Origin of the sequence: Mesorhizobium erdmanii (genome assembly GCF_013170725.1) — a bacterium.
Taxonomy (GTDB): domain Bacteria; phylum Pseudomonadota; class Alphaproteobacteria; order Rhizobiales; family Rhizobiaceae; genus Mesorhizobium; species Mesorhizobium erdmanii.
Genome location: NZ_CP033361.1, coordinates 5,149,637 through 5,162,910 on the forward strand (window position 1 = coordinate 5,149,637; position 13,274 = coordinate 5,162,910).

At 63.0% G+C, this 13,274-nt stretch carries 14 protein-coding genes; 7 read left to right on the forward strand and 7 right to left on the reverse strand.

The window, feature by feature from the left end; translation table 11 throughout:
- The first annotated feature begins 16 nt into the window (after positions 1-16).
- Together EB233_RS25140 and EB233_RS25145 are read left to right on the forward strand one after the other, a co-directional pair.
- Complete coding sequence (locus EB233_RS25140) at positions 17-370, forward strand: ArsR/SmtB family transcription factor (RefSeq protein WP_064989468.1); 354 nt, start codon at positions 17-19, stop codon at positions 368-370.
- Positions 367-846 carry an SRPBCC family protein gene (locus EB233_RS25145; RefSeq protein WP_064989467.1) on the forward strand — a complete coding sequence of 160 codons (480 nt, stop codon included), beginning with the start codon at positions 367-369 and terminating at the stop codon, positions 844-846. The genes EB233_RS25140 and EB233_RS25145 overlap by 4 nt, the downstream gene beginning before the upstream one ends.
- Positions 847-945: 99 nt before the next feature.
- Here the strand turns inward: EB233_RS25145 and EB233_RS25150 are convergent, their stop codons facing one another.
- The 6 genes from EB233_RS25150 to EB233_RS25175 all read right to left on the reverse strand — a co-directional run bounded on the left by EB233_RS25150 (position 946) and on the right by EB233_RS25175 (position 6,377).
- The gene (locus EB233_RS25150; protein ID WP_064989466.1) at positions 946-1,299 is read right to left on the reverse strand and encodes a SnoaL-like domain-containing protein; all 354 of its coding nucleotides are present in this window, start codon (positions 1,297-1,299) and stop codon (positions 946-948) included.
- Between the two features lie 311 nt (positions 1,300-1,610).
- Positions 1,611-2,696 (reverse strand): ABC transporter ATP-binding protein, encoded by a 1,086-nt coding sequence (locus tag EB233_RS25155; RefSeq protein ID WP_064989465.1) that lies wholly within the window; start codon positions 2,694-2,696, stop codon positions 1,611-1,613.
- Complete coding sequence (locus tag EB233_RS25160; protein WP_064989464.1) at positions 2,686-3,294, reverse strand: cupin domain-containing protein; 609 nt, start codon at positions 3,292-3,294, stop codon at positions 2,686-2,688. The genes EB233_RS25155 and EB233_RS25160 overlap by 11 nt, the downstream gene beginning before the upstream one ends.
- Before the next feature lie 281 nt (positions 3,295-3,575).
- Positions 3,576-4,646, reverse strand: coding sequence for an ABC transporter substrate-binding protein (locus tag EB233_RS25165; protein ID WP_064989463.1), 1,071 nt, complete (start codon positions 4,644-4,646; stop codon positions 3,576-3,578).
- Positions 4,647-4,674: 28 nt separating this feature from the next.
- Complete coding sequence (locus tag EB233_RS25170) at positions 4,675-5,496, reverse strand: ABC transporter permease (protein WP_064989462.1); 822 nt, start codon at positions 5,494-5,496, stop codon at positions 4,675-4,677.
- Positions 5,493-6,377 (reverse strand): ABC transporter permease, encoded by an 885-nt coding sequence (locus EB233_RS25175; protein WP_064989461.1) that lies wholly within the window; start codon positions 6,375-6,377, stop codon positions 5,493-5,495. The genes EB233_RS25170 and EB233_RS25175 overlap by 4 nt, the downstream gene beginning before the upstream one ends.
- Before the next feature lie 320 nt (positions 6,378-6,697).
- Here EB233_RS25175 and EB233_RS25180 point away from each other — a divergent pair, with 320 nt between their 5' ends.
- The 5 genes from EB233_RS25180 (at position 6,698) to EB233_RS25200 (ending at position 12,131) form a co-directional block, all read left to right on the forward strand.
- On the forward strand, positions 6,698-7,849 hold the full coding sequence (locus EB233_RS25180; RefSeq protein ID WP_064989512.1) for a fumarylacetoacetate hydrolase family protein: 1,152 nt from the start codon (positions 6,698-6,700) through the stop codon (positions 7,847-7,849).
- A gap of 276 nt (positions 7,850-8,125) precedes the next feature.
- Positions 8,126-9,061 carry a substrate-binding domain-containing protein gene (locus EB233_RS25185; protein ID WP_027055768.1) on the forward strand — a complete coding sequence of 312 codons (936 nt, stop codon included), beginning with the start codon at positions 8,126-8,128 and terminating at the stop codon, positions 9,059-9,061.
- A gap of 117 nt (positions 9,062-9,178) precedes the next feature.
- Complete coding sequence (locus EB233_RS25190) at positions 9,179-10,165, forward strand: ABC transporter permease (protein WP_027055769.1); 987 nt, start codon at positions 9,179-9,181, stop codon at positions 10,163-10,165.
- Between the two features lie 3 nt (positions 10,166-10,168).
- The gene (locus tag EB233_RS25195) at positions 10,169-10,960 is read left to right on the forward strand and encodes an ATP-binding cassette domain-containing protein (RefSeq protein ID WP_027055770.1); all 792 of its coding nucleotides are present in this window, start codon (positions 10,169-10,171) and stop codon (positions 10,958-10,960) included.
- A 148-nt stretch (positions 10,961-11,108) separates the two neighbouring features.
- Positions 11,109-12,131 (forward strand): LacI family DNA-binding transcriptional regulator, encoded by a 1,023-nt coding sequence (locus EB233_RS25200; protein ID WP_064989460.1) that lies wholly within the window; start codon positions 11,109-11,111, stop codon positions 12,129-12,131.
- A 332-nt stretch (positions 12,132-12,463) separates the two neighbouring features.
- On the opposite strand, the gene EB233_RS25205 is transcribed toward EB233_RS25200, so the two are convergent.
- The gene (locus tag EB233_RS25205; protein ID WP_064989511.1) at positions 12,464-13,054 is read right to left on the reverse strand and encodes a TetR/AcrR family transcriptional regulator; all 591 of its coding nucleotides are present in this window, start codon (positions 13,052-13,054) and stop codon (positions 12,464-12,466) included.
- Positions 13,055-13,274 lie beyond the last annotated feature (220 nt).

Below are 13,274 nucleotides of genomic sequence, written 5' to 3' on the forward strand. Positions count from 1 at the left end.
GCGGGGAAATCTGACGATGAGCCTGCAGACCGCCAGCCTCGACCCACCGCCGATCGACGGCATCTTCCGAGCTCTTGCCGACCCGACGCGTCGCCGCGTGGTCGAACGGCTGAACAGGAGCCCAGCCTCGGTCAGTGAACTGGCGCAGCCTTTCGAGATGGCACTCCCCTCCTTTATCGAGCACCTCAAGGTGCTGGAAGGCTGCGGGCTGGTGCGATCGGAAAAGAGCGGCCGCACCCGAACCTATCAACTGGCGCCCGAACCGCTGAAGCTCGCCGAGAACTGGCTGGCCGAACAGCGGACACTGTGGGAGCGCCGCCTCGATCAGTTTGACGCCTATGTGATGACCCTCAAGGAGCAGGAAAAATGAGCTACCCTTTCAAGCCGGATCCCAGACTGGACCTCGTGCTGGAGCGCGTGCTCGACGCGCCGCGCGAACTTTTGTGGCGCGCCATGACGACGCCGGAGCATGTCAGGCAATGGTTCACGCCAAAACCCTGGCTGATCACCGATTGCGAGATCGATCTGCGGCCAGGCGGACTGTTTAGGACACGCATGCAGTCGCCCGACGGCAAGGAAGTCAGCGACCGCCATTGCTGCTATCTGGAGATCGCGCCGAACGAGCGGCTGGTGTGGACGGATGCGCTGCTGTCGGGCTATCGCCCGTCAGGCGAGCCCTTCATCACAGCGGTCATCGCGCTCACGCCCGAAGGCAGGGGCACGCGCTATACCGCGACCGCCATACACCGCGACGAGGCAACCCGCGACAATCACGAGGAAATGGGTTTCTTCGACGGCTGGGGCACGGTGGCCGACCAGCTTGCAGAGTATGTAAAGACGATGTGAGCGTCACATGGCGGCCAAGGGATTGCCCCTGCCGCCATGCTCGTCTTTCAGCCCTGCAGCGGAGAGCGCAGGCTCTAAGAAGGGCTGGAATTTCCGGCCTCAGTAGTAAAAACGCTCTTCAGCGATCTTGCCGTTCTTGACCGTGTAGAGGCCAACCTCGTCCATGGTTACACGCTGGCCGGTGGCCTTGGGCGTGATGTCGAACGTGAAGCGCACCGCGAACTGGTCACCGTTGACATAAGGGCCTTCGACCGAGCCACCATGGACTTCGTGGTTCTCCTGCCACCATTGGCTTTTCTGCCTGAGGGCCGCCTTGCCGTGGCTGACGGCCATCGGCCCCTCCATGGCTTCGTAGCTGGCGATGTCATCGGCATTGTACTTCTCGGCGGCGCCGTTGTGGTCTCCCTGCTTGAGGAGCTCGGTGAAATCCTTTGCAATGTCCGTAATGGTCATTTTGTGTTCCTCCTGTTCAGACGCACTCGAAGTAGGGAAGCGCTTGCCGGCCCGCCACCTGTGCCCGCATGACAGCTGACAAGCCGTGTCAGGACGATCGAGATAGCGCAGCTGTGTGACGACGATTTCTCACATACTGGCCAGGGAATCGTCCTGACCGGTCAATTGCCAACGTCCACACTCCTCGTAGACGCCTTTGCCGATGAGACTGTGGATCAGCACGAAATCCGGACCAACAAGCAAAAACCGGGGCCAACACCGCTCCTTGCAGCATGTGCCCGCGCAGCTGTGCGGTGACTTTGCGAAGGTGGTCAGCCGGGCAGCACAGGGCAGTTGGCGCCACGGCGCAGGCTGATATGCGCCACGTCGCCGACGCTGAATTGAACGCCTTCGGCCTGGCGCGGGGCATCGATGACGATGTAGGTCCCCTGCCCTATCTGGGCGTGAAGGCGCAACGTGCGGCCGTGGAAGACGACACCGCTCACCCGCGCCGGCGCGGTGCCGTCGGCTGCCTCGGCGGCCGCCAGCAAATCCTCCGGGCGCACGCCGATGGTACGTGTGTCGCCCGCGGCCGGCGTCTCGCCATTATCTGATATAGCCTCCAGCGGCAGGTCACCGGCGGCAAAGCGCAAACGCTCGCCATCGCGGCCGAGAAAGCGCGACTGCAGGAGGTTCATCGTGCCGATGAAGCTGGCGACGAACTTGGTGGCGGGCCGGTCATAGAGTGTCGCCGGCGGCGCGATCTGCTCGATGCGGCCCTTGTTCATGACGACGATGCGGTCGGAGATCGACAGCGCCTCGGTCTGGTCGTGGGTGACCATGACGAAGGTGGTGCCGAGCCGCGACTGCAGACGCTTCAGTTCAACCTGCATCTGTTCGCGCAGATGCGCGTCGAGCGCCGACAACGGCTCGTCGAGCAACAGCACGCGCGGCTCGCAGACGATGGCGCGGGCGAGCGCGACACGCTGGCGCTGGCCGCCCGAGAGTTCCAAGACGCGGGCGCGAAGCTTGTCGGCGAGGCCGACCATGTCGAGGGCTTCGCCGACGCGCTTTGCCTGCTCGGCGCCGGTGAGTTTTCGCAGGGACAGGCCGAAGCCGACATTTTCGGCGACGTTCATGTGCGGAAACAGCGCGTAGTCCTGAAACACGGTGTTGACAGGCCGATCGAAGGGCCGAAGGGCCGTGATGTCGCGGCCGTCGAGCAAGACCTTGCCGCTCGACGGGCTTTCGAAGCCGGCGATGACGCGCAGGCTGGTGGTCTTGCCGCAGCCCGACGGCCCGAGCAGCGTGATGAACTCGCCGCTGAAAATGTCGAGGTCGACGGCATCGAGTCCGACGATGCCGCCGGGGAAAACCTTCGAGACGGCCTGAAGCCTGACGAGTGGATCAGGCGCCATCGCGAACCTCGGAGGGTTTCGTGGTGTTGACCCAGAGGATCCGGCATTGCTCGGCGCCGGGATTGCGGAAAGCGTGCAACAGCGTGCTCTTGAAGGCAAAACTGTCGCCGGTCTTCAGCCCGTATCTTGTCGAATCCACCACCAGTTCGACCTCGCCCGCTAGCACATAGCCGAATTCATGGCCGGCATGAGCATAGGCTTCCGCCGTGCCGCCATCGGCTTCCACCGTCACCAGCATGCCGGTGAGCGTCGCGCCCGGCGGTGACAGCAGCGCCTTGGCTATGCCTTCAGACTTCACCGGAATCGCTCGGCGCTTGTCGGCGCGCACGCAATAGAGGTCGTTGACCGCGTCGTTGCCGTCCGCGATCAGCGCCGACGGCTCGATATCGAGCGCGGCGGCGAGTGGCCAGATCACCTTGACGCGCAGCGAGGACATGCCGCGCTCTATCTGGCTCAGCGCTCCGATCGACACGCCGGCCTTTGCCGCCAGTTCGGCCAGCGAAAGGCGGCGCTCAAGCCGCAGCGCCCGCACGCGCCGGCCGACGCGAATATCGGCATCGTCCTTGGGTTTTTCGGCGGCTTCGTCGACTATGTCCATCCGTTGGTCCTTCGATTGCAGTCATCTGCGCCGGCGGCTGACAAGGCCGGCATCAGAGTCGGATCGTATCTTGCCGGAAGCTGGTGCTGCCCCTCACCTGCCTGCCGGCATCCTCTCCCCGTAAGGGACGGGGAGAGGGGCGCTGTCATCGCGGATTTCGCCAATCGCCAGCGTTGCAGGAAGAAAGACGACGCTGGGGCAGCCACTTCTCCCCGTCACTATACGGGGAGAAGTGCCCGGCAGGGCGATGAGGGGCGGCGCCGCCCTTCGGCGATTGGCCCTCAGCCGCCGGCTTTCACCTTCTCGAACATCTTCGCCATATCGTCATTCTGCTTCATCGGGCCGGTGAAGATCGTGCTCTTCAGCATGACATCCGGGTCGGCCGGCAGCTGCAGTTTCTCCAGTTCCTCCTTGGATACACCGGCGAAGGCAGTGCTCAGCGAGCTGCCGTAGCCGTAGGACTGGATCAGGAACTTGCCCGAATCGGCATCCAACCGGCTGTTGATGAAGTCATAGGCGAGATCGACATTCTTGGCGTCCTTCAACATGACGAAGCCGCAGGCCCAGGTCAGCATGCCCTCCTTCGGCTTCATGAATTCGACCGGCACGCCCTGTTTTTTCAGCGAGGTGGCGGACGCGTTCCAGGTCATGGCGGCAACCAGTTGGCCGCTGGCCAGCGCCTGCTCGACCGAAGTCATGTCGGTGGTATAGCTCGACAGCAGCGGGCGCTGTTCGCGCAGTTTTGCCGCGACCTTGTCCATCTGCTCGGGTGTCATGTCGAACGGATTGACGCCGGCGAGCAGTGCGGCAACGATTGGCGTATCGTGCACGGCGTCGATGGTCGCCATGCGGCCGGCATATTGCTTGTCCCACAGGAGGTTCCAGCTTGCCTCGGGGTTCTTCACCAGATCGGTGCGGTAGAGGATAGAGGTGTTGCCCCAGTCCCACGGCACCATCCAGACCTTGCCGTCGCCGGCCTGAAGGTCGGGCAGGTTCTTGAACACCGGGAAGATCGAATCCCAGTTCTTGATGCGCTTGGTGTCGATCGGCTGCAGCAGGCCTTCCTTGTTCCAGCGCGCCACCTTGTCGTAACAGGGATGCGCGATGTCGGGCCGGAAACCGGCCTTGACCTTGGTGAAGGCGTCGTCGTCGTCACCGAAGATCGAGGCCTCGACGCCGTCAGGGTGGGCGGCAAGGAAGCTCTTGTTGAAGTCGGGCAGCTCGTAGCCCGACCAGGTGAAATATTGCAGCTTTTCGGCGGCCAGCGCCACGGTCGAAGACAAGGCGAGCGCCAATGCGGCGAGGCCGGCGCGGGCGTTGTGTCCGGTCAGAGATCTCATGTGGTATGCCATTTTCGTTCTCCTCTCATTGTTGTTGTGGTCAGGCTGAATTGCGGCGCTGGGCGCCGAGTCCGCGGTGGCGCAGGATCTCGGCGGTGCCGGCGATGATGAAGGACACGGCCAGTATCACCGTCCCCAGCGCCATCACGGTCGGCAGCGAGCGGGGGAAGCGCAGCTGGCTCCAGATGTAGAGCGGCAGGGTCGGCTCGGTGCCGGCAAGGAAGAAAACGACGATGAATTCGTCGAAGGAGATCAGGAAGGCGAGCATGAAGGCCGACAGCACGGCAGGCAGGCTGAGCGGCAGCATGACGCGCCGGAACGTCGTCCAGTCGGAAGCGCCGAGGTCGAGCGCCGCCTCGCGAACCGTCTTGGGGATGGCGGCGAAACGGCTGCGCATGATCACCACCGTGGTCGGCAGCGCCACCAGGATGTGGCCGAGCACGATGGCGACGCGTGACGGCCCAAGGCCGATCAGATTGACCAGGATCAGCAGCGATATGCCGACAATGACGCCGGGGATGAGGATCGGCAGCCGGGCGATGGCGCTGATGGTGGCGGCCAATGGCGAGCGGCCGTAGAGGTCCATGTAGGAAACGGTGATGCCGCACAGCGTGGCGCCGCAAGCCGCGATGACGCCGATGACGAGGCTGTTCAACAGCGCGCCCGACAGCGCCGGGTTGCCGTAAAGCGTCTGGTACCATTGCAGCGTGAAGCCTTGCAGCGGAAACGCCGCCTGGATGGAATCGTTGAAGGAAAACAGCGGGATCAGCAGGACTGGCAGATAGAGGAAGACGAGATAGGCAAGGACGTAGAGGCCGAGCCAGCTTCCATCCCGTTTCGTGATGGCGCGTCCGGCTCTCATGTGCGGCTGCCAAACCGGCGGTCGGCGCCGCGCGCGACCAGCACCACGACCAGGATGACAAGCATGACGCAGACCGAAAGTGCCGCGCCGAACGGCCAGTCGTTGGCCTTGCCGAACTGCGACTGGATCAGCGTGCCGATCATGGTACTCCCCGGGCCGCCGACCATGGCCGGGGTGACATAGTCGCCGACCGTCGGCACGAAGACGACGAGCGCCGCGGCCAGCACGCCTGGCATCGAATTGGGCAGCACGACGCGACGGAACGCGGTGAATGGCCGGGCGCCGAGGTCAGAGGCAGCTTCGAGCAGCGATTTCGGGATGGTGTCCAGCGCCACATAGATCGGCAGGATGGCGAAGGGCGCATAAGCGTGGGCGAGCGTGACGACCACCGCCGCCGGCGTGTTCAGAAAGGCCAAAGTCGGCTCTGACCAGATGCCGCTTTCGATCAGCGCCGAGTTCAGGACACCATTGTAGGCGAGCACGATCTTCCAGGCGAAGACGCGCAGGAGATAGCTGGTCCAGAACGGCAGCGTCACCAGGAACAGCAGCAGGCCACGCCGCCGCCCGGCATGGAAAGCAAGATAGTAGGCGACGGGATAGGCGGTGACGACCGTTGCCAGCGTCACGAGGCCGGCGATGACCAGCGAGCGCAGCGTCACAGTCCAGTAGAGCGGATCTGTCGCCACAGTGACAAAGTTTCCGATGGTCAACCCAACGCCGAGCAGCGAACCGTCATTGCCGCGGAAGGCCAGGAACAGCACAAGGCCTAGCGCAAACAGGATCAGCAGGAAGGTGACCAGCGCCCCCGGCAGCAGCATGGCAAACCGGAAGCCCGATGAAGAGCGGGCCTCTTGGGCTTGCGTTGCAACGATGGTCGACATCGACCTGCTCACCGAGATTTTGAAATTGACTAAGACTTTTTCATATTCATGAAACTGTCAAGCGGAATTCGGCCGCCAGAGATGGTTGTGGTCACGGTCTCAGGTCGCCCGAGGCCCTGCGACAAAGGTGAAAAAACCGCCGCAAATTTCATGCTCTTGAAAACGCCGTCCAGTTTCCGCGGTGCCTAAAGCCCGGATTCATGGCCAAAACACAGCACCTTTGATCGCCATCGATGGGATGGACCTTTGAAAGGAATCCGGTGAAAGTGCCGCGCCAACCCGGCACGCCCGCATCTTTCGGTGATCAGAGGACCGCACGCATGACCAACGCGACACATCTGCCTGCCGAAGGCCTTTTTGTCGGCCGCGCCAAAAGCGCGTCGCATCCGCTTGTGGTCACGGTGCGTGACGGCACCGTCTTCGACATCACCTCGAGGGCGGCTCCGACCGTGCGCGACATCTGCGAGATGGCCGATCCGGCCGGCTATCTGCGCTCGGCCAAGGGCAAGCCGATCGGCTCGCTCGACGACATCGCGAACAACAGTTTCGAAGCCAGGCGCGATCCGGCCAAACCCGGTCTCCTCTCCCCGGTCGACCTGCAGGCGGTCAAGGCGTCGGGCGTGACCTTCGTCGTCAGCCTGCTCGAGCGCGTCATCGAGGAACAGGCGCGCGGCTCGGCGGAAAAGGCCGACGCCATCCGCGCCGACATTGCCGGGCTGATCGGCCACGATCTGTCGAAGCTGAAGCCCGGCTCGCCGGAAGCCATGGAGATCAAGGCCAAGCTGATCGCGCGCGGCGCCTGGTCGCAATATCTGGAAGTGGGCATCGGCCCCGACGCCGAAATCTTCACCAAGTGCCAGCCGATGGCCTCGGTCGGCTTCGGCGCCGATGTCGGCCTGCACCCGGTGTCGACCTGGAACAATCCCGAGCCGGAAATCGCCATGATCGCCGCCTCGAGCGGCAGGATCGTCGGCGCCACCATCGGCAATGACGTCAATCTGCGCGATGTCGAAGGGCGCTCGGCGCTGCTGCTCGGCAAGGCCAAGGACAACAACGCCTCGGCGTCGCTTGGGCCCTTCATCCGCCTGTTCGACGAAACGTTCTCCATCGACGACGTGAAGCAGGCTGTCGTGCGCCTCAAGGTCGAGGGCGAGGATGGCTTCTCGTTGGAGGGTGCAAGCTCGATGGCCGAGATCAGCCGTTCGCCCGAAGAACTTGTTGCTGCCGCGATGGGCCCGCACCACCAGTATCCGGACGGGCTGGCGCTCTATCTCGGCACCATGTTCGTGCCGTCGAAGGATCGCGGCGAGAAGGGCAAGGGCTTTACCCACAAGGTCGGCGACATCGTCACCATCTCGTCGGAAAAATTCGGTGCGCTGGTCAACCGGGTGCGGTTGTCGCCCGATTGCCCGCACTGGACCTACGGCGCCAGCCATCTGATGCGCGACCTAGCGAAGGCCGATCTCATCTAGCGAAAGCGGCGCCGGCAAATCGACGCTGACAAAGGTGCTGGCGGGCTCGGCCCCTTCACCGATCATTCGACTGCCCTGAAAAGTCACCCCGGCTGATGCAATCTGATGGGTCTGCTGATGGCGCGGCGTCAGCCGCCAACTACATCTGCAGATGGAGGCTTGCCATCCGTCGAAAAAGGGAATGCTCTGTGGCATCCGAGCGGCGCTGGCAAAAGACGCGGATCCGGCTAGAGCCGGAACAAGGGACGGATCATCTTCAACCCGGGAGGAAATCAAATGCTGACAAGACTGAGACTTGTGCTCTACGGCTTGCTGGTCGCGCTGACGGTCATTCCGGCCGCGGCACAGGCCAAGACCTTCTACTGGATTTCGCATGGCGGCCCGGCCGATCCGGTGTGGACCTACTTCCTGGCCGGCGCCAAGCAATGGGCCAAGGACACCGGCAACACCGTCAACACCTCGTTCCACAATGGCGACGTCGCCTCCCAGCAGGAAGCGGTTCGCGCCGCCCTCTCCGCCAAGGCAGACGGTATCGTCACCACCAGCCCCGATCCGGGCAGCCTCGTCGAGATCGTCAAGGAAGCCCGCGCCGCCAATATCCCGATCATCAACTTCAACACGCCCGATCCCAAGGCCAATTTCAATGCCTATGTCGGCGGCGACAACGTCACCTTCGGAAAGCATTGGGCACAGTATCTGGTCGATAAGGGCCTGGTGAAGAAGGGCGACTTCGTCTGGATGCCGGTGGAGATCCCCGGCGCCACCTATGGCGTCCAGGAAGAGGAAGGAATCAAGAGCGTCTTCGGACCGCTCGGCATCACCTATGAAGTGACCGAGGCGACGCTCGACCAGGCAGAGGTCATCAACCGCATGGTCGACTACCTCACCGCCCACAAGGGCAAGGTAAAAGCCATCATCGGCCTCGGCGACCTCGTCACCGGCTCGATCAAGCGGGTGTTCGACCAGGTCGGCGTCAAGCCGGGCGAAATCCCGGTCGTCGGCTGGGGCAATTCGCTCGATACCACCCAGGAAGTGTTGAACGGCTACGTCAATGCCGGCCAGTGGCAGGACCCGCAGGCGACCAGCTATGTCGCGCTGTCGCTCGCGAATATGGCCGCCTCAGGCATTCCTCCTGGCTTCAACGTGATCACCGGCGCGCTCTATGAGAAGGACACCGCCGCGGTCTACGACAAGATCCTGTCCGGCAAGTAACATCCCGGCCCCAAACAGTCGCGACCCTATCCACGGTCGCGACTGTCTTGTCCATTCGCCGAGCCTCGTCCGATCCGGCGCAGGCGTCAGCCATTCCCATCATGTCGCGGATTCCCTGTGGAAAATCATTCGCTCATCCAACGCCTGATCGCGCGGCCTGAATTCGGTCCCTTCGTGCTGCTCGTCGTCGAGATCGGTGTCTTCTGGGGCTTCAACCACGACTTCCTGTCGCCGCAGAACATCTCCAACACGCTGGCCTTCACCGTCGAACTCGGGCTGATCGCGCTGGCAATGACCCTGCTGATGACATCGGGCGAATTCGACCTGTCTGTCGGCTCGCTGTTCGGCTTCTCGCCGGTGCTGATGTGGACGCTGTTCAACAGCGGCGTCACCTCGCTGGAAATGGGCTTCGTCGTCGCGCTGGTGGTCGCCGCGCTGATCGGCCTGGTCAATGGCTGGTTCGTCACCCAGCTCAAGATCCCGTCCTTCCTGGTAACGCTCGGCATGCTCCTGGTGGTGCGAGGCAGCGCGCTTTTCATCACCGACGGCTTTCCGCAGCGCACGTGGAGCGCGGAGGGCAGCTGGCTGGCGGAAGCGCTGGTCGGCGACTTCTTCATCGGGCCGTTCCGCATCTACATGTCGTTGTTCTGGTTCATCGCCGCGGCGATCGCTCTCGGCTACGTGCTGACGCAAAGCCGGACCGGCAACTGGATCCAGGCGGCAGGCGGCAATCCCAATGCGGCGCGCGCCCGCGGCGTCAATGTCAACCGCGTCAAGATCGGCTTGTTCGTGCTGTCGTCGCTCATGGCCTCGCTGGCCGGCGTCATTTCCTCGCTGCGCACCTCCGCCGCCAACCCCAACAGCGGCACCGGCTACGAACTCGAAGTCATCGCCATGGTGGTGATCGGCGGCACGGCGCTGACCGGCGGACGCGGCACCATCATCGGCACGGTGCTCGGCATTCTGATCCTGCGCGTGATGCGCAACGGCATCGTGCTGATCGGCGTGCCGGGCCTCGCCTACAACATCTTCATCGGCGCGATCATCCTTGGCATGATGGCGCTGCACTCATGGCTGGAACGCCGGCATCAGGCAGGGACTTGAACCATGGCCGAGCCACTGATCCGCATGCAGAACATCCGCAAGTCCTACGGCCGCGTGCAGGCGCTCGAGGACGCTAATTTCCATGTCAATGAGCGAGAGATCGTCGGCCTGCTCGGCGACAATGGCGCCGGCAAGTCGACGCTGATCAAGGTTTTGTCGGGCGCGGTGCCGCTGACCAGCGGCGACATCTTCATTCGCGGCAAGAAGGTCACCTTGCGCAGCACCAGCGACGCCATCGCGCAGGGCATCGAGACCATCTATCAGGATTCCGCACTGGTGACCCAATTGTCGATCGCGCGCAATCTGTTCCTCGGGCGCGAGCCGATCAAACCGCCGCGGTTCTTGAATCGCATGGATCAGGAGGCGATGAACACGGTCGCCCGCGACCTGCTCAAACAGGTCGGCATCTCGAAGAACATTCCGCCGACGACGCCGATCGGCTCGCTCTCCGGCGGCGAGCGCCAGGCGGTGGCGATCGCGCGCGCCATGCATTTCGACAGCGACCTCATCATCCTCGACGAGCCGACCAACAATCTCGGCGTCGCCGAAACGCAAGGCGTGCTGAGCTTCGTGCGCAGCGCCCGTGATTCCGGTCATTCCTGCATCTTCATCGCGCACAACATCCATCACGTCTTCCAGGTGGTCGACCGCATCGTCGTCATGCGCCGGGGCAAGGTGGTCGCCGACGACATCGATCCGAAGACGACAACCGTGACGGAAGTCGAGAGGATCATCACCGGCATGTCGGACAAGGAAATCCGCGACGCCGTCGCCGACGGCAAGCCATCGCACTGAGGACGGGGGAGGCCGTCCTGGCGAAGCAGCCGAATGCGCGTCGCGGTGATGGTCGTAGATCACCCGTCCCTTGGATCGCATCGCCTTGTACATCAGCTGCTCAATTGCTTGTCTGGCGCGCCATCGCATCGGCGCATAGGGTTGCGGCATGAAAGCCACCGTCTCCGACATCGCCAGGAATTGCGGGCTCTCGACCGCGACTGTCGACAGGGTGCTCAACAATCGCCCCGGTGCCAGCGCCGCCAACCGGCAACGCGTCATGGAGGCCGCCAAGCAGCTTGGCTATCTGCCGGTCGCCGACCAGGTGACGCTTCCCTCGAAACCCGCGAACCTCGAATTCTTCCTACCGATCGGCAGCAACGCCTTCATGCAGGATCTGGCAAAGCACATCGAGGATTATTCATCGCGCCTGCCGTTGGTCGCCTCCTGCCGGATCCACAACCTCGCCGGCATCTCGCCGAGCGCGCTGCAAACAGCGGTCGAAAACCTGTCGCTGAAGGCCAACGGCGTCGGTGTCATCGCCATAGACCATCCACGAACCCGCAACATCCTGCGCGACATCGTCGAGGCCGGCATCCGCCTGGTGACGCTGGTGTCCGATATTCCGGCCGCTCCCCGCTCGGCCTATGTCGGCATCGACAACCGGGTGGCGGGGCGAACGGCGGCCCTTTTGATGGGGCGTTTCCTCGGCGGATGCGAGGGTCATCTGGCGATGGTCGTCGGTTCGCGCTCCTATCGCGGTCACGAGGAGCGTGAAATGGGCTTCCGTTCGGTGCTTGGCGAAGAATTTCCCAACCTCACCGTAACCAGCGCCGTCGAGATCAACGACGAGCCGGATGCCAGCTACGCCGAAACCATGAAGGCGCTGCGCAACGAACCCGATCTGCTCGGCATCTATTGCGTCGGCGCCGGACGCTCCGGTGTCGCGAAGGCCATCCGCGAAGCCAGGCCCAATCGTAAGCCGGTGTTCATCTGCCACGACCTGACGCGAGAGACGCGCGGTTATCTCGTCGATGATCTCGTTGATGTCGTCATCGATCAGAACGCCCGGCTGATCGCCGAACAGTCGGTTATCCGCCTGCTCGGCTCCATTGCCTCGTCGGCGCCCTATCTCACCCGGAAATTCATCGAGCCGCGCCTGATTTTCAGGGAAAACGTGCCGGTGCAGTGAGGCAGGGCGGGTTGGCTACGCTGGCCTGTGGCATTTGTAGGATAATTGACACGGCAAATCTGCACAGCTGCTATGCACAATTCATTGTTGCCGAATCATTGGGCAACTCGTAGGTTCTGGTTGTCGGCCATCTACTCCTCCCAGATGCGATGCCGACGCTGAATGGGGTGCACCTCCTCCCGCGCCGCATTCGAAATCGAGCCCGCTGCCACCTCCTCCCGGCAGCGGGCTTTTTTCGTTCGGTGTCGGAAATTCCTCCGCCGCCCGCGCCGATGAGCCGGGGCGTCGCCTCGCTCATACGACCGGTAAATCACCAGCAGTCGCGGCGGATTTCAACCGGCGGCGGTGCCTCGGAAGGAAACGATCAGTCCCTCGGCCATGCGCACGAACTGCGTGCTCGGGCCCTCGGCACCCACGGTCTGCACGCTGACGCGGGCACCCTCGAATAACAGCGACAGCGTGTCGGCGAGCAGTTCGGCCTGACCAATTCCCGCATCCCGGCACAGCGTCACAAGGCGCTCGCGCTGGGCTTCCTTGAGCTCCTTGATCACCAGCCTGGCCGGATGGTCCGGCTCGGTCAGCTCAGCGGCGGCATTGGCCATGTCGCAGCCACGGCCGTCGGCATTGAGCATTGCAGCCGCCTTGCGGACCCAGGCATGCAGCTGGGCGAGCTTGTCGCCTGGAAATTCAGCCTCGAATGCTTCCCACATCGCGCCGGCCTTGGCCGCATTGGCGCGTAGGCACTCGACGATCAGATCGTCCTTGGATTCGAAGTGACGATAGAGCGTCATCTTGTTCGTGCCAGCGGCTTCGGTGATGGCGTCGACGCCGACGCCCTTGATGCCGTGCTTGTGGAACATGTCACGCGCCGTCTCCAGGATTCGATCCCGGGGACGCGAGCGTTCCACGACGCCGTCTGTCATCATGATCTCCTTTCGTTTCCTAAAAACCACGGCCACCTCTTGACTAGGGTGTTACCGGTCTGTAACTATGCAAATGTTACTTACTGGTAACACCTATGTCGTCGATCGTCAATAACAAGGCCGTGAACTGGTCCTGCCAGACGAGAGCGACGGAAAAACTGCCAATCATGCGGCTTCGGCCGGTGAGGAAATGAAAAACGGTTCGCGAGCATGGGCTGCG

Coding starts and splice junctions, on each gene's coding strand:
- EB233_RS25175 (WP_064989461.1), bottom strand. CDS start 6,377: ATGTCGACCATCGTTGCAACGCAAGCCCAAGAGGCCCGCTCTTCATCG.
- EB233_RS25160 (WP_064989464.1), bottom strand. CDS start 3,294: ATGGACATAGTCGACGAAGCCGCCGAAAAACCCAAGGACGATGCCGAT.
- EB233_RS25185 (WP_027055768.1), top strand. CDS start 8,126: ATGCTGACAAGACTGAGACTTGTGCTCTACGGCTTGCTGGTCGCGCTG.
- EB233_RS25180 (WP_064989512.1), top strand. CDS start 6,698: ATGACCAACGCGACACATCTGCCTGCCGAAGGCCTTTTTGTCGGCCGC.
- EB233_RS25145 (WP_064989467.1), top strand. CDS start 367: ATGAGCTACCCTTTCAAGCCGGATCCCAGACTGGACCTCGTGCTGGAG.
- EB233_RS25205 (WP_064989511.1), bottom strand. CDS start 13,054: ATGACAGACGGCGTCGTGGAACGCTCGCGTCCCCGGGATCGAATCCTG.
- EB233_RS25170 (WP_064989462.1), bottom strand. CDS start 5,496: ATGAGAGCCGGACGCGCCATCACGAAACGGGATGGAAGCTGGCTCGGC.
- EB233_RS25140 (WP_064989468.1), top strand. CDS start 17: ATGAGCCTGCAGACCGCCAGCCTCGACCCACCGCCGATCGACGGCATC.
- EB233_RS25155 (WP_064989465.1), bottom strand. CDS start 2,696: ATGGCGCCTGATCCACTCGTCAGGCTTCAGGCCGTCTCGAAGGTTTTC.
- EB233_RS25200 (WP_064989460.1), top strand. CDS start 11,109: ATGAAAGCCACCGTCTCCGACATCGCCAGGAATTGCGGGCTCTCGACC.
- EB233_RS25165 (WP_064989463.1), bottom strand. CDS start 4,646: ATGGCATACCACATGAGATCTCTGACCGGACACAACGCCCGCGCCGGC.
- EB233_RS25195 (WP_027055770.1), top strand. CDS start 10,169: ATGGCCGAGCCACTGATCCGCATGCAGAACATCCGCAAGTCCTACGGC.
- EB233_RS25150 (WP_064989466.1), bottom strand. CDS start 1,299: ATGACCATTACGGACATTGCAAAGGATTTCACCGAGCTCCTCAAGCAG.